This is a genomic window from Ktedonobacterales bacterium, from assembly GCA_036557285.1.
Taxonomy (GTDB): domain Bacteria; phylum Chloroflexota; class Ktedonobacteria; order Ktedonobacterales; family DATBGS01; genus DATBHW01.
The window spans coordinates 1-23075 of sequence record DATBHW010000082.1 but is presented as its reverse complement, the minus strand read 5'-3'; the positions used below and the strand labels follow the sequence as shown (position 1 = coordinate 23075).

The following is a 23075-nucleotide window of genomic DNA, read 5'->3' as shown; positions in this document are numbered from 1 at the left end:
GTGAAGGATGACTTCACAGACCAGCGAGGAGGAGCGCGTTGACCGTCGAACCGGAGCCGCTTTCTGCTCAGAAGCTGGGCAATGAATCGGAGACGGCGCCGCCAGAACAGCCGCAGGTCTGGACACCACGATTTATCCTGATTTTCGCGCTTGTTGCCCTCTCAGGGGGCGCAGCTACCCTCTTGGGCGTTTCAGGAAGCCCGCTTGGAAACAGCCCGTATAACGTACTCCTATCAGCCAACCAGGCATCACTGATACTAAGAGGTGGGCTTACCGTTGTGTGTCTGATCGGGCTACGGGCTGTCAGCAGCAAGCCGCTGCGCGCCGGGTTCCTCTTGCGAGCCGTCGTAGAAATAAGCGCCATTGTTAGCTCGCTGACGCTTTTAGGGCTGGTACGCAGCCCCCTGCTGCTGGCGTTGAGCGATCTCCTCTTTTTGTCGCCCTGGTTCCTGTCCCTGATGAACGCGCTTGCTGTGATCAGCCAGCTCAGACTTTCCTATGGTTTGGCTCGTTGGCAGCCGTCAGACAACGTGTTTATCTGGCTCCAGGTGCTGCTCACGCTTGGGCCAGGGGTTGTGATCCTCTGGAGCGCCTCCATTCCCCCCATTTCCGATACGGCTTTTTTGCTCTGGGTTGTTACCGGCCCTTTCCTTGAAATAGCGGGAATAGCGTGCCTGCTGTTCCGGCCAGCGTGTTGGAAAGCAAGCCCACTCATTGTGCTCTGTCTTACTGCTGGGGCAACCGCATCTCTTCTTTTCGGGAATGTCCTCTCTCGTCTCTTCTCCCCTCCCGCCTCTGCGGCCCACATGCTCCAGGTATCCAGCGGAATTGGCCTCGTCGGCGCCACGCTGTTTGTCCTTGGCTTGCTTTTGCTCATCCAGAGGGCGCGCCCGCAGCAGAAGGGTTCTCTCCAAAACTGAGGGCTATTACCTGTAGCGCCGCCTGGAAGGCGGCGCTACAGGTATCGTACCTCGCTTGCCAACACCTCATGTTTGGTAGAAACCCAGGTATATGCCTCGCTTTGCCTGAGAGCGCCTGATGAGCTATAATAGAAGGTACTTTTGTTTCTCTTGTGGAGGATGACTATGCGACGGCTCGAAGGGGATAGCCTCTCATTCTGGCAGGACGAGGCGCAGAGCGCCTCGCGTTACAGCGCCCTGGAAGGCCCGGTCCACGCAGATGTCGCCGTGATCGGCGGCGGCATCACCGGCGCGGCCTGCGCGCTCTGGCTGGCGCGCGATGACCGACGTGTCATCCTTCTGGAACGCGAAACGGTGGCACACGGCGCGAGCGGGCGCAACGGCGGTTTTTTGCTCGCCGGAACGGTTGAAACCTATGACCGGGCCATTGCCCTCTACGGTCACACGCGCGCGCGGCGCTTCTATGCCTTCAGCGTCGCCAACAATGTGATGGTGCGGGCATTGATTGATGAGCTAGAGGCGCGCCGCTGGCCTACCGGCTATCGCCATACCGGCAGCCTGCGCCTGGCCGATGCGCCAGAAGAACTGGTCGAGGTGCGCGCGGCGGCGCGGCTGCTGACCGAAGATGGCTGGGCCACCGAAGTCTTCGACGAAACCCGCCTGCCAAAACGATTGCGCAAACACTATATGGGCGGCTCCTATCACCCCAGCGACGGCGAAGTCCAGCCAGCGCGGCTGGTCGCTGGATTGGTAAGACTTGCCCAGGAGGCAGGCGCGATCATCCACGAACAAACGCCCGCGCTCAGCCTTCGGGAGAGCGCCGATGGCGTCGTGATCGAAACCCCGGCTGGCGCGGTCCATGCCCAGAAAGCTATCCTTGCCACCAATGCCTGGCTCGACGATCTGCTGTCTGCTCAGCCGGAATCAGCAGCCAGCGCCGACGCCCAGCCAGCGCCAGAAGCGCGCCCCGATGGGCGTGTCGTCACACCCACACGCGGCCAGATGCTGGCAACCACGCCTGTCGAGGAGCGGCTGTTCGATTGCCCCATCTACGCGCATTACGGCTATCAATACTGGCGGCAGTTGCAGAACGGGCGGCTGGTCGTTGGCGGCTGGCGCGATCACGCGCCCGACCACGACCAGCGCACCCCGACCCAGGTTCCTACCGACGCGGTGCAACAGCATCTTGATCGCTTTGTCTACGAGACCCTGGGGCTGCCCGCCACGACGGCCATTACCCACCGCTGGGCGGGGCTGATGGCCTTCACCCCCAATAGCCTGCCGCTGGTCGGCCTGGCCCCTGGCAGGCAGCATATCCTGTTCTGCGGCGGCTATACCGGGCATGGCAACGCTATGGCTGTGCGCTGCGCCCGGCTGGTCGCTGACCTCGCCTGCGGCTTGCCAAACACCGAAGCTGATTTGTTCACACCCGAACACACAAAGAAGCCGCTGTAGAGCAAGCGCGCTCTGCTGAGCCGCTCTAGCTCTCTTGCTCACCAGGAGGAGGCAAGAGATAGCAAGTACCTTCTGTGGGATTGGAAGTTGAGAGGAGTCCTATGTTAACCCAGGAGACCCCGCCGGAGATTGCGGCGGAAATGGCGGCCAGCGTTGCCGAGCGTGACCGCCATTTCCGCTGGAACTTCGCCATGATGGGTTTCGACATCGCCTTTTTCACGTTAGGGATGAATATTAGCTCGGCATATGTCGTGCTGCCCCTCTTCGTGCATCATCTCTCCAGTTCCAACATTGCTGCCGCGCTGGCGCCAGCGATACGCGCGCTGGGCATCTTTGGCACACAACTGATTCTGGCGGGCTACGTCGAAGGGCTGCGCCGCACCAAACCGATCCTGCTGATCGTCACAACCTTCGAGCGCCTGCCGTATCTCGTCCTGGCTGGCGCGGCGCTGCTGCTGGCCGAGTCACATCCGTTCTGGCTGCTGGCCCTCTTCTTTCTCCTCATCCTCATGCAGACGTTTGGAAGCGGCCTGTCCATGACGCCCTGGCTCGATCTGGTAGCGCGCGCCATCCCGGACAACTGGCGCGGGCGATTCTTTGGCCTCTCCACAAGCCTGGGCGGCCTCCTGGGTATTGGTGGCGCGGCGCTGGCAACGCTGATCCTCTCGTCCCCAACCATCGGCTACCCGGCAAACTTTGCCCTCTGCTTCTCGCTGACCTTTGGCATGATGATCATCTCGTTTATCTGGCTGGCGCTCACCCGCGAGCCACGTCGCATTCCGCACCCGCCCGCCGAAAAAGCCGCGCGCAAGGCCGCTGGCGCAAACGGCCCGCGCGGCTGGCTGCGCATCCTGCGACAAGACGGCGGCTTTCGTTTGCTGCTGATCGCCAACGCCATCGCTGGCGCGTCAGCCCTGGCGACTGGCCTTTACGCCTTCTCGGCCAAAAACGAAGCGCATCTGACCGACGCGCAGGTGAGCATCCAGAACACCGTCCTGATCGCTTCCTCCACAGCCAGCTACTTCATCCTTGGCCTGGTGGGTGATCGCTATGGTCATCGGCTGGTGCTGGAAATTGGCGCGCTGGCGGGCGCGCTGGCCGGCCTGCTGGCTCTGCTGGCGCATGGGCCGTTCCTCTATGCAGGCATTTTTCTGCTCACCGGGGTCAGCCTCTCGGCCACGCTGCTGGCGTCCTTCTCGTTCGTCATCGAGTTCGGCCCACCGGAGGCGCGCCCGACGTATATTGCGCTCTCCTCGCTCTGCTACGCGCCCGGCGCCACCTTTGCGCCCCTCGTGGGCGGCTGGCTGGCCGACCACCTGGGCTATGGCCCGCCCTTCCTGCTGGCCGCCGCGCTGGGGATAATCGCCGCCCTCTTCTATCGCCTGCGCGTACCCGACCCCCGCATGGACAAGCGCCGCAAGCAAGCATTGGCAGGCGCTGATGCCCGCCAGGCTGAAGGAGAATAAAAAGCAGTGGCCGGGAGTCCAGACAGAAGGTGGGCCTTGTACCCCCGCCCTCTCGCTATGCTATACTACAGGGAGAAGCCCTCCGTATGCAGGCAGAGAGGAGACCCCCCTATGACGGTGGAGACGGGATACAAGCATATTGTGCGCACCCCTGGATTTTACGAGGGCAGACCCTGCATTGAAGGCCACAAGATTTCAGTACATGACATCGCTGTCTGGACCTGGCAGGGTGAGACGCCCGACGAGATCGCGCGCGACTTCCAGTTGACGCTGGCCGAGGTCCATGCTGCGCTGACCTATTATTATGATCATAAAGACGAGATAGACGACGAGATTAAGGAACACGACACGTTCATTGCTGAACGCGCCGATGCCGATACTTCGCCGATAGCTGAGCGAATGCGTCAACTGCTCGCTGAAAAGCAGAGGCGCGCGGCGCATGGGTGAGGCGCTGCGCTACTATTTTGACGAGCATATGCGCTCAGCTCTCGCCAGAGGCTTGCGCGCGCGCGGCGTCTTTGTCCTGACAACTCAGGAAGCCGGGCGCGCCCATCAGGGCATTCATGATGATGACCAGCTAGCCTACGCGGCTGCGCAGGGGCTGGTCATGGTCACGAGTGACCGTCACTATATCAGGCTGGCGCACGATCAGCAGCCACACGCCGGAGTTGTCTTGCTTCAGCAGGAATTAAGCATCGGTGAATATATCGAGTACCTGGAACTTCTGGCCCTCACGACCAGTCCTGAGAGCATGCGCAATACCCTTGTTTACTGCAAGTGGCGCTGAGCCAGCCTCTGCCCAACCAGCACCCCTGGCTGCCTTTTCAGACTACTCCGTCCAGGGTTTGCTGACGCATGAAGTGCAGATGGGATACTCTAAGCAAACAAGTCAGCAACCACCATCGTAAAGCCAGGCACAACGTCTCGCCCATCCAGCGCGTCATGCCCGCCGAGCGTGCGCAGCGATTCATCTGGCATCCACACGTCAACGCGCTGCTCATCCGGCCAGATGTTCCACACCAGGCGTGTCCCCGCTTCCAGCCACATCTGCGCGCGCTCTTCCATTTCCCGGTCAGTCGCCTGCGAAGGGCTAACAATTTCTGCCACCAGATCGGGCGCCAGCCGAACATATTCCTTGCGCTGCCGCGCTTCTTGCACCTGCGGCAAGCGTTCCGCCGCCACAAACGCCAGATCAGGCGCAACGGCTGTGCCACCGGGCGCATCAGCAGCGGTCAGCGCGTAACCAACTTGCTCTAAGGAGGCACGCCCTCCCAACTGGCTCGTCTTAAGGTAGGCGCCCAGCGCCGTTGCCAGGTTAAAGAGTATCCAATCATGGCGTGGATCTTTCACTGGCGGCATGCGATGCACCACCCCTCGTATCAATTCTGTGCGCCAGCCATCCTGGTCCTCTGGCAGTTGCGCAAACTCAGCAACCGTCAGCAAATCGCCCGGCTCATGAATGAGCATACGATACCGTTTGGTGATCGCCATTGTGCGGCCTCCTCGTCAGGGTAGAAACGCCTCTCACACTGGTATTGTATCACGCGGCCTACCCCAGCTCATTCTTTATCATTTGCTCGGTCCGCACAATCAACAGGAAGGCCAGGCCAAGGGGCAGGTAGGTGGAGATGAAGAAACCTGTAGAAAGCTCGCTCTCAACAGAAAAGCCAAAGGTGAGGAAGAAGGCCGCTTCACCCAGGATGAGCAGTGGAAGGGCTTCAGGACGCCACTTCCAGCCCGATGGGCGGAACAAGAGTAAGAGTACCGGAGTTACTATACCTACAAGAACAGGAATCACCCCAAACAAAGACCACCATCTCTTCTTCCAGGGCCTGATTCGATAGGAAAGCAAGAGCATGCTGAAATGGTTAAGACCAAGCATGATGAAGCTGAGAGGGCGAATAATCCGCTCTGCCTCATATACGACCTGATGGATTATCAGAGGAGTTCCGCTGACCACAAGGATGCCCGCGCCTATCACCGAGAGGAGTTGCAAAGGAAATACGCCAAGTCGCATCAGCTTCGATCCAGTTATAAAGAGTCCCGCCAGGCAAATAAGGACCACCAGCCCCAGAGCATAGAGCAAAAGGAGAAATGCGTCGGGATATATAAATATGGACTCGCCCTGGACATCGAGACACTCCGTAGATTGAGCGCCGAATTCAGAGCAAATATGATAGTTCAATTGATTACGGTCCGCTTGAACCGGGTAAAAAAAGAAACGAAGAGTCCCTTCAGATAAATGAGATATGAACAGCACCGCCAGAAACACAAGTAGCACAAAGAGTGCAGTAAAACCCAGGCTCCATATCTTCACACGCTGAACGGACACTCCCTGTTCAAGCATCACCGTCACTCCTGGTCAAGTCTGGCAGATTGCGCGCGAGCGTTAACTCTACGCGCGCCAGTATAGCATCCGATGAAGCTGTCGCCAAGTCTGGCAGCGAGAGCAGAAGAAGCTAACCGATCAATCCGCTGGCGGTGGCAATTGTGCTTCCCAGATTGCCTATGTTACAATGCTGACAAGAGACGTTGCTGAGTTGCTTTCAGCAGGCATGCAGATGATGCGCGCGGTCTCTTGTTGTCAGGCGTTCAGGCAACTTTCAGACGTTCTCAACGATCAGGTATAGGAAAAGAGCGAGATGCAAGCCAACCTTGAGCAAGCAATTGCCTACATCCGCCAGCATGGCAGCCCCCTTGAACTGGCCCGGCTGCATGCCGCGCTGGGCGAGAAAACAGCAATTGAGGAAGCGCGCCAGCAGGTCGGCGCGCTTCAGAATCCCGATGGAGGCTGGCCCTATCGCCAGCAAGAAGGCGAACCGAGCAGCCTGGCGGCAACGCATCACGCGCTGACCTGGCTGGCCGAGTTGGGTCCGCGCAGCGATCCCATTGTGCAGCGCGGGCTAGACTTTCTGCTCAGCGCCCAGCAGCCCGATGGAAGCTGGCGCGAAAGCGAACAGATTCTTCAGTTGAATCCGCCGCATTGGATGTCGCCTGAAAACGAGATGGCAAACGCCTATCTCACCGCCGATTCCGCCTATCATCTGGCGGTGGGCCGCGATTCGCAGTTGGACGCCGTGACCCGCGCCTGCAACTACCTCTATCAGCTTGAACTGGAAGAGCAATATCCGCAGACCATCTGGATCATGGGCGCGCTCTTCACCATCGCCGAAGGCGAAGCGTCGGAAGTGGCCCAGGCGACGCGCGACTACCTGGAGGCGCGCCTGGACAGCCAGTGGGACGCGGGCGCGCTGGCCTGGCTGTTGAACACGTATCTCAACGCGGGCATCGCGCCATCCACCCCCTTGCTCGCCCACGCGCGCGCCCTGCTGGAAAGCGCGCAGCACTCGAACGGCAGTTTCGCCAGCGATGATGGCGACCCCTTTACGTTGGATGTCACCATTCAGGCGGTGCGCGCCCTTCAGGCAGCAGGCGTGGTGTAGCAGCGCGTCAGGCCAGGCGCTCGATGCCTGGCAGGCAGAGGAAAAAGACCCGTGAAATCAGGCAAACCAAAAGACGAGAAACCGCAGGGCTTGGAGGGTTCGCTTGAACGCAGCGAACGCAATCCTTTTGCAGCGGCTGGCCCCATCTGGGCGCAGGAAAAGCCGCCCGCCAGCAAAACCGCGCGCCGCAGCGGCGCGGGCTTCGCGCACACCCTGGCGCTGCTGGGCCTGCTCATCTTCTTCCTGGGGCTGGCGCTGCCCTGGTCCGCGCCCGCGAAATACGGCTCCCCCGTTGCTCTCGTTCAGCAAGGCTTGCTCCTCGATCTGCTGCGCGATGGCCTCTACATTTTTCGCGTGGTCTATCTCGACATCCCTTCGGTGAGCCTGGCCGGTGGCCTGCTGGTCTTTCTGCTCCTGCTGATCGTCTTGAATCGGGTGATGAACATTCCGGTGCTGACCTTCTTTGCTGGCCTGCTCGTGACGCTCTTGCTGCTGGCCGCCGCGCTGGGGCTGGTCTTTCTGTTCGCTCGGCAGCAGTTCCTTGATGCGCCGCTGGCTGGCGAACCTGTGACTATTGGCCTGTATCTCTGGTTCATAGGGCTGGGTCTGCTGCTCCTGGGATTAGCCGCCGAATACCTGGCCCATCTGCGCCAGGTCGGGCCTGCTGGCCCGTCAGGGTTGGGCCGGGTCTTGTAGGGCAGTGTTTGGCATGGCTTGCGGCGGCAGGTTCTTTTGGTCACAAGTTCAGCCAAATAGTACCGTTTTTTTACCGCTGTGGCGCTTCTTGTGGTAGACTCTTATCCACGATAGCCTGTGGCCGCTTTTGACGGAAAGCGTCTGACAGGCGTAGCATGAGAAACTACCGCCGCGCGACGAAAGCGTTGCGCCGCTGGTCATCGAAGCGCGCGTCAAGCATTTGCGAGGGAGGGCCATCGTGTCAACAGGGGCATTTATTATCACACTCAATATCATCAGCGTTTGCGCGTGCCTGATTAACGTAGGGCTGGGTCTGCTGCACCGCAGCCGACCCTGGGTCTTGCCCGCGCGCCTGCTCGCGGGGGCGGTCAGCTTAGCGCCGCTGATGGCATTCCTCCTGTCGCGGGCCTTCTCGCTGCACCTGATGACCAACCTGGGCCTGAGCAGCACCGGCAACGCTTTTATCGCCCTGGGCGTCTTCCTCTTCCTGACGCTCTTGCTCCCTTCCTGGGTAGATCGCAAGCCGAAAGAGTCAGAGGCAAACGCTGGAGACAAGCGGCAAAAAGTGGGCGCTGGCAAGGGGCGCGTGCGGGTGATCAACGGCAGCGATGAGTGGGTAAATTAGGGATAAGCAGCATCCCCTTTCGATCTAGGCAGGCAGGGCTTCCTCGTGAAACAGAGACGCTATGCCACCAGCGCCCATCTTCCGCTGCCAGGCAAGCGCGGGAAGGCGCTCATTGTAGTGCTGGCGCTCATCGTGCTGCTGTTGGAAAGCGCCTGTGGCTTGCAAACCGTCAATCAGCCCACAGCGGTCACGCCGCCGCTGCCCCCTCCTCCTTCGACCCCTGGGGCCGCGCTGACGCCGCTTTCCTATCTGCGCCTGCCAGCAGGTTTCCAGGCCACAGCCTTCACCAGCGGCCTGCAAGGCTCTCGCTTCATCACCTTCAGCCCCGACGGCACGCTGCTGGTAGCCGAGCGCGGGAGCGGGCGCATCCTGGCCTTTCCTGACCCCCAGCACAACGGCCAGACCACCGGGCCAGTAGTCGTTGCCAGCGACCTCAACGATCCCACCAGCCTGGACTTCGGGCGCGATGGCAGCCTTTATGTTGGCGAAGCCTCGCGTGTCACGCGCTTCACCTTGGGGCCAGACCTGAAAGCAACCAGTAAACAGGTGATCGTGCCGCACCTGCCCACTGGCGGCAACCACGTCACGCGCACAGTGTTGATCGGCCCCGATAACCGCTTATATGTCTCCATCGGCTCCACCTGCAACGACTGTGTTGAATCCGATCCGATGCGCGCCAGCGTCTGGGTTTATAACATTGATGGCAGCGGCGGGCGGCTCTACGCGCGCGGGCTGCGCAACGCGGTTGGCATGGCGATCAATCCCTGGAATCAGCAAATCTGGGTCACAGACATGGGCCGCGACCTGCTGGGTGATAATACGCCTCCTGAAACGGTCTATGCCCTGCAAGACGGCAGCGACTATGGCTGGCCCGTCTGCCACGCAGGCGCCATCATTGACCCCGACCTTGGGCATACGGGCGATTGTAATGGCATAGCGCAGCCGCTCGTCAAGATGCAGGCGCACTCGGCTCCGCTGGGCCTCGCGTTCTATAACGCTTCCGGCGCCTCCGCGTTCCCGCCAGCCTATCGCGGCCTCTTCATCGCCTTTCACGGCTCCTGGAATCGCAGCGTGCCTACCGGCTACAAAGTGATTTTCGTTCCGCTGAACGCGCAAGGCCAGGTAGCTGGCGCTCCCCAGGACTTCGCCACTGGCTGGCTCAACAACCAGAGCCAGGTGTTGGGGCGTCCGGTTGGGCTGGCGGTGGGGCCAGATGGATCGCTCTATGTGAGCGATGACCTGAACGGCGTCATTTACCGTATCACCTACACCGGCTAGTGGCTGGCGACTTCAGCCGCCAGCGCCCAACAGCGCATCTAAGGGCGCCTCACACAACCTCCGCACGAGCAGGGGCGGGGTTGTAGCGCCGTCCTTCCAGGCGGCAGGGGTGGGGCCAACCGTCGGTTGTGTGAGGCATTCTAAGGAGCGTTTTATGAGTGACCAGCAGCCAGCAGGCATCATCGTCGTCAAAGAGGGCGTTGCTATCGAGGCCAAACAGGAAATCCCCTACTTTGTGGGTGTCTCCGCCCGCACCACCGGCGCGCGCGGTATTTCGATGCAGCGCACCGTCATCCCGCCGGGCGGCGCAGCCAAAGCCCATATCCACCTGGGCTATGAGACGGCCATCTACATCGTGCAGGGCCGCGTGGAAACACACTATGGCCCCGGCCTGCGCGAATCAATCATCAACGGCCCTGGCGAGTTCGTCTATATCCCTGCCAACGTCCCCCACCAACCGCGCAACCTCAGCGAGACCGAACCGGCCATCGCCATCGTCGCGCGCAATGATGCCAACGAGCAGGAACACGTCATCCCCTACGACCCGGCCAGCGAGTGAGGCCACCCCCCACCCTCGCCAGCACACAGGCTGGCGGGACACGCGGCAGACTCTTGCCGGTCCCGCCAGCCTCCGTACCGCCGCCGTCTCGGCGGCTCACCGCTGCGCCAGCACGCAGGCTGGCGGTACAAAATGGGCTGGGCCAGCGCCTACTGTCCGGCGGCCACACCCGGCCCCTGCGCCCGCGTGAGCCGCCTCCAGACCGCCTCCAGCGCCGCCTGCGTCCCTCCCTGCCCGACCCACACCCCCTCCCGCTCCTCCAGCGCACGCGCCACCTGCCCCACGCGCGCCAGACTCCCCGCCAGCGCCCAGCCCACCCCCTCCCACCGCTCCCACCCCGCACACCCCAGCGCCACACACGGCGCCTCCAGCAGCCATACCAGCCGCGCCAGTTCCCCCTCCAACAGATACCGCATCCACCCCGTCTGCCAGCGGTCCAGTTCCCCTACCCCAAATGGCTCCCGCGTCAGCGCCTCCGCCATCTGCCCAGCCAGCCGCCCACGCCACACCGGCGGATGCAGCGTCCACCCCAGCCGCTCGCGTCGGCTCAACACCGCCACCAGCCAGGGCTGGAGCCACTCCTGCACCGCACGCGCCTGTCCCAGCCGCCCCACTATTCCCGCCATCTGGCGCGGCGACACCTGCGCCCGCGTTCTGGCGTCCACCGCCAGCCAGGCGCTGAGAAACGACAAACGATACCGCGATACGAGACTCATGAGTCTCCTCCTGGGCCGGGCGCAACACCCTGGACCGGAAAGCCACGCTTCCCGCCCGCGCGCCAAAAGCAAAGCGGCTACCCCCGGAGAACTGCACAGCAAGCGCAGTGTTTCCAAAAGGTGGCCGCCAGGAGGAGAGAAACCTCAGAATACGATACAATCCTCATAGCTCCATCTCCTGGTCTGTCCAGGGCTGGGGTATGGCGCGGTGGGTGCTTTATACACTTGCCGCGCCAGCCATCTCTGCGTCGAACAACTCCAGCGCCCCCAATTGGGACGCGGATCAGACCCCCGCCGACAGCGGGCCGCCTGATGCAGCCATCCTACCGCATGGCTGCCACTCGTGTCAAGCATACATGGCGTATACTCAGGGCTTCAGCAAAATATCGTGGCTGCCAATTCTTCGCCAGATAACATGAACATCGCCCTCATGCGGTGACGAGCCAAAGATGAAGGTCGCCCGTCCGTCTGGCGCCCAGGTCATCTCATAGATACCCTCATATCCCTCAACGCCCTTCACACGCAAGCCCTTGCGGAAGCCCTGACCAGATTTAAGGTCATAGACCATCTTTTTCACTGTCTTGATGAAGCGATCTTGTTCAACAATGGATAACCGCTCCCAATCGTGCTTGAATGACTCATCCCTATCATACGTTGGCATCGTCCTCAGCCTCAGCCTCTTCCTCCAGGCGGCGAAGACGCTCTTCACTCACACCCAGTTCATGGAAAAACTCCTCAAAAGTCTGATAGCGCGGGTCAGTATAGGGGTTGCGCTCCACGCCTTGCAATATTGGCTCGTGCTGTTCGGCCCATGATTCAAGGAATGCCTCTAGCGTTTTCCCCTGCTTGCTTGCAAGCGCCTGAAGCGTTTCATAAGCCCGATCCGAGATCGTCAACGTATGAGACATCCAGCTATCCTCTCTTTCTGCCTCTGACATCGGTATCCACTTTCCACCTCATGATAGCACAGCGTCGAAACACCACGTCTCACGCTTACTCAGGGCGTTGAAAAAGCCCCTTAATTGTGAGGGGAATCCCATAACATCACTTACAGGCGCCTCGCGCAGCGACTAACTTGAACCCTTCAATACGGGGGTTGTATGGTATACTAAAGTCATGAACAAACCACAGTTAAAAGACCTAGAGGTCTTGATAGGCAACTGGAATTGGGCGATGTCCAACGCCTGGTTTCTGGACAGCCTGGAGACCAAAGTCGTCGGCACAGCCAGTTTTGAATGGATTGACCATGCCTTTGTCCTTTGGCGCGACAAGCTCGGTACCAGTGACGTGCCGGAAGCGGTCAACGTGATCGGCTATAGCAGCCCGACGGAGCGGTTCGAAGTGTTTTATTACGACAACCGAGGTGTATCGAGAATTTTCGACATGAGCTTTGATGGCAAGCACTGGAGCATGTTGAGACAGGATCCGGATTTCTACCAGCGGTTTACCGCACAGATTAACGGCGACACCATTGCTGCGGTCGCGGAAGCTTCTGAGGACCAGGGGAAAACGTGGCGGAAAGACTTTGATATAATGTACACAAAAGACCAGTGAAAGAATAGCTACTAGGGGGAGTTACAACACTGCTGTCACCAGCCGCCATGTAGATCACCACTTGCTGTGAAACTCTCGAATGACATCCTCCGGTGAGAGATTCAGATATATCTCCGTTGGAGTCCTAAATGTCCCTCAAGAAGCGGTGGGACTCGTGCAGAAAGTGGAATAACCCTTCGTTTGGATAATTTCCCATTTCTCTGGCAATGGATTGGCTCTCACCAGGATTACGACAAATTAGTTTAGGCCAGGCCCCACAATGACTACGTATCGCTTTTCCAACACTTTAGGCTACACGCAGCCACAGCTTGCGGAGATGTTCAACGCCAGCTTCAGCGGCTACTATTTTCCGATGGCGCTGACCGCCGAGATGAGCGCCGGTTTCGCGCGCGTCTATCAGATTGACGCGAACTGCTCCGTCGTCATGCACGATGAGCAAGGCGCGTTTGTCGGCATGGCGCGCATGGGCGTTCGCGGCGCGCGCGGCTGGTGTGGTGGCTTTGGCATCACGCCGGAGTTTCGCGGTACGGGAGCCAGCAGGCTGCTCGCCGCGCAGATGATACAGGTAGCGCGCGAGAGCGGCCTGACCACGCTGCAACTGGAAGTGCTGACGCAGAACATCAAAGCGATCAAGCTGTACGAGCGCGCCGGTTTTGTCGCTGCGCGGCGGCTGATCGGGATTGAGGTAGACACCGCTGCCTTGCCGGATGCCTTCCCATCGCTTCAGGTGAAGGCTGTTGCGCCCGCTACCCTTTTTCCAGGGCTATACGAAGGCTATCAGCCGGACTGGGAGCGCGAACTTCCCAGCCTCATGACCATGCGCGCCGAAGCTGTCGCTGCTGCGGGCGCGGATGGGCAGCTTAACGGCCTGATCTTCAGGCCCGGCGGCAGGGGAGCCAACAACGAGAAGATACAGATTCAGGCGGCCATCCTCCAGAGCGACCTGACGAACGCCGACCTTGCCGCGCTCCTGCGGGCCGCTGCGGGCGATGCCGCCGGGATTCAGGTCTACAACGAACCGGAGGACAGCCCATTTCTGGCGCGCTGCCGCGATCTCGGCTTCACCGAGTTCTTCAGCCAGCACGAAATGTTTCTGACCCTGTAAATTAAATAGCTCTTTGCACCCGACCGCGTATGAACGCGCCCCTGAACCCAGTTGGCTCCTTGCCAGCAAAGACCCTGGATACTATAATGAGAGGCAAAAAGATGCTTGATTTGTGAAAATCGTTGAATTGATTTTTGAGCCTGATCGTGAAGAACATATCGCCCGCCATCATGTCAGTATTGAAGAGGTGAACCAAATCGTTTTCGGGAACCCTTTCATACGTAAGGCAAGAGAAGGGCGCTATCTCATCATTGGACAAACCGAGGCAGGTAGATATGTAGCTGTGTTTGTCGCTCCAAGAGGCCGAGACATCTACGCTCTCGTTACCGCGCGAGAAGCAGACGACGCAGAACGGCGAGCCTATCAGCAACACAGAAGGCGCTAAGCACTGATGGCAGAAAAAAAACAACCAGAGCAAAAAGAAGAGCCGGGAAAAAGCCACATACCAACATTCAATACTATTGAGGAAGAAGCAGCGTTCTGGGATACACATTCCATTGAGGAGTTTGCTGACGAGCTTGAGTTGGTTACAGATGTGAAATTCGTAAAAGCTCGTCAGAAAAAATCGCTCACGGTGCGGCTTGAGGAGAATTCTTTTGAGGCGCTCAGCAGCGAGGCCAGAGAGCGCGGCATTGGCCCATCAACACTAGCCCGCATAGTCCTGCTTGAGCATCTACAAAATCGGGAGCAGAAAAAGCGCGCAAGCGGATAAAACGGATCACCTGCACAGCCCTACCGCCGCCCCACCAGCGACACCCAATCGCCATCGCGCACCTGCTCGATCTGAGTCAGGCCAGCGGCGCGCAGCGCGTCTTCAGCCAGGGGCAAACGCTCGTCAATGATGCCGCTGGCAATGAGCAAGCCGCCAGGGGCCAGCGCCCCCACCAGCGCGGGAGCCAGATCGGCAATCACGCGAGCAATGATATTGGCGATCACCAGATCATAGCGTCCGCCCGACGCCTCCTCGATGGAGCCGAGTTTGACGGTGACGCGCTCTCCCAAACCGTTTGCGCGCGCGTTGGCCTGCGCGGATTCGACGGCCACACTGCTCACATCCAGCGCCAGCACGCTGGCCGCGCCAAGTTTCGCCGTCGCCAGCGCCAGAATCCCCGAACCCGTCCCCACATCCAGCGCGCGCATACCCGGCTGCACACGCTGCTCCAGCAGTTCCAGGCACATGCGTGTTGTGGGGTGCAGCCCCGTGCCAAAGGCCATACCGGGGTCCAATTCCACCACTATTTCGCCTGGTCTGGGCGTATAGTCGCGCCAGGACGGTTTGATCACAACGCGCCTTCCCAGGCGCAGGACATGGTAATACGCTTTCCAGGCGTTGGCCCAGTCCTCCTCAGCCACCAGGCGCGCCGTGAGTTCGCCCACAAAGTCTGGCCCAATCTGCCCCAGATGCCACAACCCCTGCTCAATCTGCTGGCGCTTCTCTTCCTCAGAGCCATCCACCGGCAGATAGGCGCGCGCCAGCGCCGCACCATCGGGCAGGATACGATACTCCTGCCCATCATCCAGCAAGGCAATGGGTTCTTCGATAGCAACGCCGCCGGGCGCGTAGCGGCTGAGCAGCTCGCTGATCGCCTCGACGGCTTCACGGTGCGCAGAGACCGTCAATTCCAGCCAACGCATAGATTTCCTGTGCGAGCGGTTTTAGCCGCCTGCCCTCGGAGCCGGGCAGGCAGGCAAGAGCCGCGCCACTATCTCCAACAATTCACTCTGGCGAAATGGCTTCGTCAGATACTCGTCGCAGCCCGCCGCCAGAGCCGATTCTTTATCCTCACTCATGGCATAGCCGGTGACGGCAACAATCGGAAGCTCTTTGTAGCCAGCCTTCTCTCGAATCATCTGGGCGGCTTGATAGCCGTCCAGCACCGGCATCGAAAGATCGGTCAGCACCAGATGCACCTGCACGCCGCGATCCAAAAGCTCCAGCGCCTCTTGCCCATTCATTGCAGACACAACCCCATAGCCCCCCATACGCAGCAGATTCTCCATCAAAATACGATTGTTCCAATCATTTTCAATGACCAAAATAGTGCGCTCTGTCGGTTGGAGGAAGTGCTGAGCCATCGTGAGCAGCCCCTTTTTACTGGCGATTCGCATCCAACGCTCCTTGCTATGCGCAGCGCCTGCGCCGCGTTGACATCATATCATAGCGTCTATCTCGCGTGTTATTCTCTTGCTCCCTTTCCTCAGCTACGGTATACTGAAACAGCCTTTTTCTCCTATGCTTGAGGCAGTTCCTGACCGGCCAAATAGTACCAGGGCTGTCGCAAACGTTCTTAGAGCGCCTCACACAACCTCCGCACGAGCAGGGATGGGGTTGTAGCGCCGTCCTTCCAGGCGGCAGGGGTGGGGCCAACCGTCGGTTGTGTGAGGCATTCTTAAGTATTACTGAAGAGTGAGCATCATGAATATGGATTACTGCCTGGTATCTATCGAAGGAGCGGCCAATGAGCGCGAGTGAGTTCACCCACCTGCATGTTCATAGTGAATACTCGTTGCTGGATGGTTTGTCGCGCATTACCGATCTGGTGTTTCAGGCCAAAAGCTATGGGATGAAAAGCCTTGCCATCACCGATCACGGCGCGATGTATGGTGTCATTGACTTCTATAAAGCCTGCAAAGACGCCGGGGTCAATCCGATCATCGGCGTGGAAAGCTATCTCACCCCCAACGCCATTGAAGACCACAGCGGCAAATACGATTACTATCATCTGCTGCTGCTGGCTCAGAACGAGGTCGGCTATCGCAACCTGCTGCGGCTGACGACGCTGGCTCATACCAAAGGGTATCACCTGCGCCCGCGCATTGATAAAAAGACCCTGGCCGCGCACGCCGAAGGGCTGATCGCCACCAGTACCTGTATCTCCGGCGAAATCCCCTCGCTGCTGCTCAAAGGCGACATCAACGGCGCGCGCCAGGTCATCAACTGGTATCGTGACGTGTTTGGCCCTGACCGCTTCTTTCTGGAAGTTCAAGATCACCTGGCCCCAGAATCGGAGGTGGTGCGCGTCAACCAGATGCTCTACGACCTGCATAAAGAGACGGGCCTGCCGCTGGTTGCCACCAACGACCTGCACTACGTTCGCGCCGAAGACGCGCAGACGCAGGATATTCTGCTCTGCGTGCAGACAGGCAAAGGCATTGACGACCCCAAACGCATGAAGTTCGACAGCCAGCACTACTACCTGAAGACCGCCGACGAGATGGCCGCGCTCTTTGGCGACGTACCCGACGCGCTCAAAAACACCATGCGCATCGCAGAAATGTGCCATATTGACCTGACGTTCGGGCAGGCGCTGCTCCCCGATTTCCCCATTCCGGCTGGCTACCGCGACGCGGATGCGTACCTTTATGATCTCTGCGTCAAAGGCGTCGAGGAGCGTTACGACAAGATGACCGACGAGATCAAGGACCGGCTGAATTACGAGTTCACGATTATCAGCCAGAAAGGCTTTGTTGCTTACTTCCTGATCGTCTGGGACTTCTATAACGAGGCGCGCAAGCGCGGCATCCGCTGCTCGGCGCGCGGTTCGGCGGCGGGCAGCCTGATCGGCTACGTGCTGGGCATCACCAACGTAGACCCGCTTCAGTATCGCTTGCTGTTTGAGCGATTCCTGAACCCGGAACGCAAGAGCATGCCCGACATTGACACCGACTTCCCCGATGACCGGCGTGAGGAAATGGTGATCTACGTCGCTGAAAAATACGGCTGGGACAAAGTGGCGCAGATCGTGACCTTCAACACGATGGCCGCCAAAGCAGCGGTGCGCGACGTTGGGCGCGTCCTGAGCCTCCAGAGCGAGGCCGACACCATCGCCCGGCTCATCCCCACCGGCCCCAAGGTCACGCTGCGCGGCTCCCTGGAGACGATCAAAGACCTCCAGCAGCGTTACGAGAACAGCGAAACGACCAAAACCATTCTGGACAAGGCGCTGGCGCTGGAGGGGACCATTCGCAGCGTTGGCATCCACGCGGCGGGCGTCGTCATCTCGCGCGAGCCGCTGATGGATTCAGTGCCGCTCCAACTGCGCGACGCCAAAGACCCCAAAAGCTGGCTGGTCAGCCAGTACGAGCAAGCCTATCTGGAAGAGTTGGGGCTGCTCAAGTTTGACTTCCTGGGCCTTTCCAACCTGACCATCTTGCAGAACAGCGTCAAGTTCATCAAAGAAGTACATGGCGTTGACCTGGACCTGGACCACATCCCAACCGATGACGCCAAAGCCTACGAACTGCTCAGCAGCGGCGAAACAACGGGCATCTTCCAGCTTGAGTCGGGGGCCATGCGCCAGCACATCAAAGAACTGAAACCCACCAGCATTGAAGACCTGACCGCTATGGTTGCGCTCTATCGCCCCGGCCCGATGGACAGCATCCCGACCTTTATTAAAGCCAAGCATGGGGAAATCCAGATCAAGTATCTGCATCCCGATCTGGAGCCGTTTCTGAAAGAGTCCTATGGCGTCCTGGTCTATCAAGATCAGGTGTTGTATATCGCTGTCGAACTGGCGGGCTTCACCTGGGGCGAAGTAGACGCTTTTCGCAAGGCGATGGGCAAGAAGATTCCCGAAGAGTTGATCAAATACCGCAGCAAGTTTATCCAGGGCTGCGTCAAGCATGGCATCAATGAGAAGATCGCCGACGAGATTTTTACGCTGATCGAGCCGTTTGGCGGCTACGGCTTCAACAAGGCGCACGCCTGTTCATATGCCTGGGTAGCCTACATCACCGCTTATCTCAAGGCCAACTATACGCCGGAGTTTATGGCCGCCACCCTCACCACCGAGGCCAGCGACGCCAAAAAGGTGATGGCCGCCGTCGCTGAATGCCGCCGCATGGGCGTAGAAGTGCTGGCCCCGCATATCAACAAGAGCGACATCGGCTTCACCGTCGAAGAGGGCAAGGTGCGCTTTGGTCTGCTGGCGATCAAAAATGTTGGCTCGCGGCCCATCGAAGAGATACTGGCGGCGCGAAAGACCGACGGCCCCTTTGTCTCGCTGGCCGACCTCTGCGCCCGCGTGGACAGCCGCGCCGTCACGCGCAGCGCCCTGGAATGCCTGATCAAAGTCGGCGCGCTGGATGAGCTTGGGCCGCGCCATCAACTGCTGGAGTCGCTGGACCACGCCATCAGCATCGGGCAGCAGCACCGCAAGATGCAGGAGATCGGCCAGGACAGCCTTTTTGGCGCGATAGATGGGCATGATCCCGTCAAGGACTTCAAGCTGCGCGACGCCCCACAGATTCCGCGCCAGACCTGGCTGGCCTGGGAGAAAGAACTGCTGAGCATCTATCTTTCCGCGCATCCCCTGGCGCGGGTCGCTGAGGCGCTGGAAAAACGGGGCGCGGTTCCCACCGCCAGGTTGAACGAAGAGTGGGCGGGCCAGAAGATCACCATTGGCGGGCGCATCATCGAGGCGCGGCGCATCACCACCAAGAAGGGCGACACGATGGCGGCGGCCATCGTCGAAGACCTGCACGGCCAGGTGGAAGTGACCATCTTTCCGCGCACCTACGAGCAGACCGCCAATCTCTGGCAGGATGATAACATCTTGCTCATCACCGGCAAAGTAGAGATGCGCGACGATCAGCCCAAGATCATCGCCGATGGCGCGGAACGCTTCGAGGTCTCGGATGAGGAGATGAGCCGCCCGAAATATCTCCTGCGCATCACCGTCACGCGCACCGGCAACGATCTGGTTGACAAGATCAAGGTGCAGGACGCCTATCGCCATATCCAGCGTCACTCCGGCGGCGACCAGTACGAACTGCTGGTGCGCAACGGCTTCTGGCAGGCGCGGCTCGCGCCAGACGATAATCATGTGGGCTACTGCGCCGAACTGCATCAGGCGCTGGAGGAGGCGCTGGGGCCGGGGTCTGTGCAGGTTTCGGTATTCACCGAAAAAGAACCGGCGCTGGCTGGCGCGCGCGAAACCAACGGGAGCGAGATGACGGGGCGCCAGCAGCGGCCCGGCGCCGAAGGCGCAGCCGAATATCAGTGAAAAGAGGGTATGTATGGCGAACATCAAACAACTGGCGTATCTCTTGCTCTCAATCATTTTCATTCTGGGGGGCTATCGGGCGTATTCCCAGCCAGGCAACCGCGTCAAGCAGGTGGCCGATCTTGGCATTCCAGAGCCAGAACTGGCCGTGAAAATCAACGGCGTGTCCATGATGGCGGGCGGCGCTATGCTCGGCCTGGGGATTCTGCCCAGGATGGCCGCAGCGGGCCTCTTCCTCGCCTTGATTCCAACGACCATCGCGGGCCACGCCTTCTGGAAAGAAGAGACCGAAGCCGGGCGCAAGGCGCAGCAAATCCAGTTTGCCAAAAACCTTGGCCTGCTGGGCGGCCTGCTGCTGACGCTGGCTGGCCGCAAAGCAAAGAGGTAGCTGACCAGCGAGCAATTTCAGCAGCGGCTGCGCTCCAAACAGATCACGCAGAAGTGGCCGCGCGTTCAGGGTATTGATGGTTAGGATAGAGCGCCTTGCCCCGATATACTAACCATCAATAACCCGAATGGCGGTTAGCATATCTGGACAACGTTGTCTGGACATGCTAACTGTCAATAACATGAATGATGGTTAGAACATCCAGACAAGGTACCCGAAGGAACATCATCTCTATGCCCGACATAAGCAATAGCGAGGCGATTCGCTCCTGGGCAACCTACGACCAGGCAGAGACGTTTGGCGAGGAGGGCGATTTCGCTCGCCAGCATCTCTTGAATCCGGTGATCTTTGCGCTCCTGGGAGATGTCACGGACAAGCGCATACTGGATGCTGGCTGCGGCCAGGGCTATCTCTGTCGGCTGCTCGCGCAAAAAGGGGCTAGTGTGACCGGCATCGAGCCAGCCGAGGGCTTGTATCGCTACGCGCTTCAGCGTGAGGAAGCCGAGCGACGGGGCGTTACCTACGTTCAGGCCGATCTCTCCACCTGCACCGACCTGGAAAACTCCTTTGATGTGGTCATTGCGAATATGGTCTTGATGGACATTGCTGACTACAAAGCGGCTATACGAAACTGCATCCATGCCCTCAAGGGAGGGGGAGATTTCATCTTCTCCCTGCTTCATCCCTGCTTCGAGGAGCCAGGGGCCGAATGGCTGCGTAAGGGCTATGTCGAAGTGCGCGAGTATCTGCACGAGTACGTGAGGCCACAGACCTTCGGCTACCTCTTTCATCGCCCACTGAGCAGCTATATCAATCTGGTGATTCAAGAGGGCTGCGTGCTCCGCCAGATGGTGGAACCGCAGCTTAGCCAGGAATTAGCGCAGCAGATCGGCAACGAAAGAGATGTCTCTGTACCTAGCTTCATCGTGATCCACGCGACACGCCAGTCATACTAGTGATTTTTGGAGGCAAGCGATCAATGGCAGAATGGGTGAACCTGTTGGAACTTGAGACACTGGCACAGCAGCGCATGCCAGGTATGGTTTACGATTACTACGCGGGCGGGGCCGAGGACGAAGTAACCCTGCGCGAAAACCGCGCCGTGTTCGAGCGCATTGCCCTGCGCCCGCGCATGCTGGTGGATGTCAGCGCCATAGATACCAGCACAACGGTGCTGGGCCAGCGGGTAGCCGCGCCCATCCTGGTTGCGCCGACAGCGATGCACCGCTTGGGCCATCCCGAAGGGGAGCTTGCCACGGTGCGCGGCGCGGGCGCGGCAGAAACGCTTATGGCCGTCAGTACGCTCGCCACAACCACGCTGGAAGACGTGGCCGCCGCCGCCAGCGGCCCGCTCTGGTTCCAGCTTTATGTCAACAAGGACCGCGAGATCACGCGCGCCCTGGTGCAGCGCGCTAAAGCCGCTGGCTACCAGGCGCTCTGCCTGACGGTAGACGCGCCGCATTCTGGCCGACGCGAACGCGATGTGCGCAACCACTTTGCGCTGCCGCCAGAGGTCCAGCTTGCCAACTTTTCCGGCCCGGAGATGTCTATGATGCCCCGGCAGGACAGCGGCTCCGCGCTGCCTACCTACGTTGCCAGGATGATGGACCTCACCCTCGCCTGGAAGGATGTCGCCTGGTTCCGGTCCATCGCAGAGATGCCCATTCTCGTCAAGGGCATTCTCACCGCCGAGGATGCGCGGCTGGCGGTGGAATATGGCGCGGATGGCATCGTCGTTTCCAACCACGGCGGGCGTCAGCTTGATACCGCCATCGCAGCCATTCGGGCGCTGCCGGAAGTGGTTGAAGCGGCAGATGGGCGCGCCGAAGTCTATCTGGATGGCGGTGTGCGCCGGGGGACCGATGTGCTGAAAGCCCTGGCATTGGGCGCGCGAGCCGTCTTGATTGGCCGCCCCATCCTCTGGGGTCTGGCCCTCGATGGAGCCGATGGGGTGCAGCGCGTGCTTGAGATGCTGCGCCATGAACTGGAAGAGGTGATGCTGCTGGCGGGCCGCCCCACCATTGCCAGCATTGATAACAGTCTGCTCTCCCTCAACCCCTGAAGCAGCGCGTTCCCTGTGACCGGCCACGCGCCAGTCTCGTTTTTAGCAAGGGGAAGTTGAGAGAAGGATTATTGGCCGGCTGCATGGAACACCTGACCACCGTTTCTGAAGATCGAACAACGACTGCGCCTGCTGTCCTGCATGAGCAGGGCGGCGGCCTCGTTTCTCCTACCTGGCTCCAACGCCTGCGGCAATCGCGCGCAGGCGTCTTGCTGAGCAGTTTTCCCTCCCTGGTCTTTCTACTGGCGTTGGCCTTCTATCTGGCGCTCACCACGCTGCATCTCTGGCTGGCTGGCATTCCTGGCAGCCAGCCAACGCCATCTGACGCGCCGCCGCTGGCCGACTGGAGCAGCGGCTTCGCCGCCTCCTGGGCGCGGTTCGACAGCGCCTTCTTCCTGCACATCGCTCAGCAGGGCTACACCGATCAAGGACTGGGCGCTTTCTTCCCCCTCTACCCCCTGCTCATCCGGCTCCTCGCCTGGCCGCTCGGCGGGCACTTCACGCTGGCCGCGCTGCTCGTCTCCTGGCTGGGCGCCTGGGGCAGCTATCTCTGGTTCTTCCGTCTGGCCCAACGCGAGTATGGCGAACCTGTCGCCCGCTTTGCCCTGCTCTGCCTGGTCTGCTCCCCTGTTAGCTTCTTCAGTTTCGCGCCCTACAGTGAGTCACTCTTCCTGCTGCTGAGCCTGGGGGCTATCGAGCGCGCCCGCGCGGGCCGACTCTGGCAGGCAAGCGGATTGGCGGCGTTGGGCATGCTGACCCGCCCCACCGGCATCCTGCTGCTCCTTCCCCTCGCCTGGGAG

General features: G+C 60.0%; 26 protein-coding genes. 19 read left to right on the top strand and 7 right to left on the bottom strand.

The genetic code is table 11. The annotated features are described in order from the left end of the window. Positions 1-38: 38 nt before the first annotated feature. The 5 genes from VH599_22440 (at position 39) to VH599_22420 (ending at position 4628) form a co-directional block, all read left to right on the top strand. On the top strand, positions 39-920 hold the full coding sequence (locus VH599_22440) for a hypothetical protein (protein ID HEY7351085.1): 882 nt from the start codon (positions 39-41) through the stop codon (positions 918-920). Between the two features lie 165 nt (positions 921-1085). After that, positions 1086-2375: an FAD-binding oxidoreductase gene (locus VH599_22435; protein HEY7351084.1), complete on the top strand. Its 1290-nt coding sequence runs from the start codon at positions 1086-1088 to the stop codon at positions 2373-2375. A 101-nt stretch (positions 2376-2476) separates the two neighbouring features. Beyond that, on the top strand, positions 2477-3841 hold the full coding sequence (locus tag VH599_22430; GenBank protein ID HEY7351083.1) for an MFS transporter: 1365 nt from the start codon (positions 2477-2479) through the stop codon (positions 3839-3841). Positions 3842-3952: 111 nt separating this feature from the next. Continuing rightward, on the top strand, positions 3953-4288 hold the full coding sequence (locus tag VH599_22425; protein HEY7351082.1) for a DUF433 domain-containing protein: 336 nt from the start codon (positions 3953-3955) through the stop codon (positions 4286-4288). Further along, positions 4281-4628: a DUF5615 family PIN-like protein gene (locus VH599_22420; protein ID HEY7351081.1), complete on the top strand. Its 348-nt coding sequence runs from the start codon at positions 4281-4283 to the stop codon at positions 4626-4628. The genes VH599_22425 and VH599_22420 overlap by 8 nt, the downstream gene beginning before the upstream one ends. Before the next feature lie 89 nt (positions 4629-4717). Here VH599_22420 and VH599_22415 read toward each other — a convergent pair whose 3' ends face one another. Continuing rightward, on the bottom strand, positions 4718-5332 hold the full coding sequence (locus VH599_22415) for a Uma2 family endonuclease (GenBank protein HEY7351080.1): 615 nt from the start codon (positions 5330-5332) through the stop codon (positions 4718-4720). 58 nt (positions 5333-5390) lie between these two features. Beyond that, positions 5391-6188 carry a hypothetical protein gene (locus VH599_22410; protein HEY7351079.1) on the bottom strand — a complete coding sequence of 266 codons (798 nt, stop codon included), beginning with the start codon at positions 6186-6188 and terminating at the stop codon, positions 5391-5393. 295 nt (positions 6189-6483) lie between these two features. Between VH599_22410 and VH599_22405 the strand changes: the two genes are divergently transcribed. The 5 genes from VH599_22405 (at position 6484) to VH599_22385 (ending at position 10442) form a co-directional block, all read left to right on the top strand. After that, complete coding sequence (locus tag VH599_22405) at positions 6484-7284, top strand: prenyltransferase/squalene oxidase repeat-containing protein (protein ID HEY7351078.1); 801 nt, start codon at positions 6484-6486, stop codon at positions 7282-7284. 51 nt (positions 7285-7335) lie between these two features. After that, positions 7336-7980, top strand: a complete 645-nt coding sequence (locus tag VH599_22400) for a hypothetical protein (GenBank protein ID HEY7351077.1) — start codon at positions 7336-7338, stop codon at positions 7978-7980. A gap of 238 nt (positions 7981-8218) precedes the next feature. Then, positions 8219-8605 (top strand): hypothetical protein, encoded by a 387-nt coding sequence (locus tag VH599_22395; protein ID HEY7351076.1) that lies wholly within the window; start codon positions 8219-8221, stop codon positions 8603-8605. Between the two features lie 45 nt (positions 8606-8650). Beyond that, a complete protein-coding gene (locus tag VH599_22390) occupies positions 8651-9883 on the top strand; it encodes a PQQ-dependent sugar dehydrogenase (protein HEY7351075.1) in 1233 nt (410 codons plus the stop codon). A gap of 154 nt (positions 9884-10037) precedes the next feature. Continuing rightward, a complete protein-coding gene (locus VH599_22385; GenBank protein ID HEY7351074.1) occupies positions 10038-10442 on the top strand; it encodes a cupin domain-containing protein in 405 nt (134 codons plus the stop codon). Positions 10443-10591: 149 nt separating this feature from the next. Here VH599_22385 and VH599_22380 read toward each other — a convergent pair whose 3' ends face one another. From VH599_22380 to VH599_22370, 3 genes are all read right to left on the bottom strand, one after another. Continuing rightward, positions 10592-11158, bottom strand: a complete 567-nt coding sequence (locus tag VH599_22380) for a hypothetical protein (GenBank protein ID HEY7351073.1) — start codon at positions 11156-11158, stop codon at positions 10592-10594. A gap of 367 nt (positions 11159-11525) precedes the next feature. Continuing rightward, complete coding sequence (locus VH599_22375; protein ID HEY7351072.1) at positions 11526-11819, bottom strand: hypothetical protein; 294 nt, start codon at positions 11817-11819, stop codon at positions 11526-11528. After that, a complete protein-coding gene (locus VH599_22370; protein HEY7351071.1) occupies positions 11806-12066 on the bottom strand; it encodes a hypothetical protein in 261 nt (86 codons plus the stop codon). Before VH599_22370 ends, VH599_22375 begins: the two co-directional genes overlap by 14 nt. A 208-nt stretch (positions 12067-12274) precedes the next feature. Between VH599_22370 and VH599_22365 the strand changes: the two genes are divergently transcribed. The 4 genes from VH599_22365 (at position 12275) to VH599_22350 (ending at position 14529) form a co-directional block, all read left to right on the top strand. After that, complete coding sequence (locus VH599_22365) at positions 12275-12712, top strand: hypothetical protein (GenBank protein ID HEY7351070.1); 438 nt, start codon at positions 12275-12277, stop codon at positions 12710-12712. 259 nt (positions 12713-12971) lie between these two features. Further along, the gene (locus VH599_22360; protein HEY7351069.1) at positions 12972-13817 is read left to right on the top strand and encodes a GNAT family N-acetyltransferase; all 846 of its coding nucleotides are present in this window, start codon (positions 12972-12974) and stop codon (positions 13815-13817) included. 112 nt (positions 13818-13929) lie between these two features. Further along, on the top strand, positions 13930-14202 hold the full coding sequence (locus tag VH599_22355) for a BrnT family toxin (GenBank protein ID HEY7351068.1): 273 nt from the start codon (positions 13930-13932) through the stop codon (positions 14200-14202). A gap of 6 nt (positions 14203-14208) precedes the next feature. Continuing rightward, positions 14209-14529 (top strand): CopG family antitoxin, encoded by a 321-nt coding sequence (locus tag VH599_22350; protein ID HEY7351067.1) that lies wholly within the window; start codon positions 14209-14211, stop codon positions 14527-14529. A 20-nt stretch (positions 14530-14549) separates the two neighbouring features. On the opposite strand, the gene prmA is transcribed toward VH599_22350, so the two are convergent. Both prmA and VH599_22340 read right to left on the bottom strand, forming a co-directional pair. After that, positions 14550-15452: a 50S ribosomal protein L11 methyltransferase gene (gene prmA, locus VH599_22345; GenBank protein ID HEY7351066.1), complete on the bottom strand. Its 903-nt coding sequence runs from the start codon at positions 15450-15452 to the stop codon at positions 14550-14552. Between the two features lie 21 nt (positions 15453-15473). After that, the gene (locus VH599_22340; GenBank protein HEY7351065.1) at positions 15474-15926 is read right to left on the bottom strand and encodes a response regulator; all 453 of its coding nucleotides are present in this window, start codon (positions 15924-15926) and stop codon (positions 15474-15476) included. A 350-nt stretch (positions 15927-16276) separates the two neighbouring features. On the opposite strand from VH599_22340, the gene VH599_22335 reads away from it, so the two are divergent. The 5 genes from VH599_22335 to VH599_22315 form a co-directional block, all read left to right on the top strand. Continuing rightward, positions 16277-19825, top strand: a complete 3549-nt coding sequence (locus VH599_22335) for a DNA polymerase III subunit alpha (protein HEY7351064.1) — start codon at positions 16277-16279, stop codon at positions 19823-19825. Positions 19826-19838: 13 nt separating this feature from the next. Then, a complete protein-coding gene (locus VH599_22330; protein HEY7351063.1) occupies positions 19839-20213 on the top strand; it encodes a DoxX family protein in 375 nt (124 codons plus the stop codon). Positions 20214-20446: 233 nt separating this feature from the next. Then, positions 20447-21169: a class I SAM-dependent methyltransferase gene (locus VH599_22325; GenBank protein HEY7351062.1), complete on the top strand. Its 723-nt coding sequence runs from the start codon at positions 20447-20449 to the stop codon at positions 21167-21169. A 23-nt stretch (positions 21170-21192) separates the two neighbouring features. After that, the gene (locus VH599_22320) at positions 21193-22275 is read left to right on the top strand and encodes an alpha-hydroxy acid oxidase (GenBank protein ID HEY7351061.1); all 1083 of its coding nucleotides are present in this window, start codon (positions 21193-21195) and stop codon (positions 22273-22275) included. An 83-nt stretch (positions 22276-22358) separates the two neighbouring features. Then, positions 22359-23075: mannosyltransferase family protein (locus VH599_22315; GenBank protein ID HEY7351060.1), on the top strand; the 717-nt coding region annotated here is incomplete at its 3' end.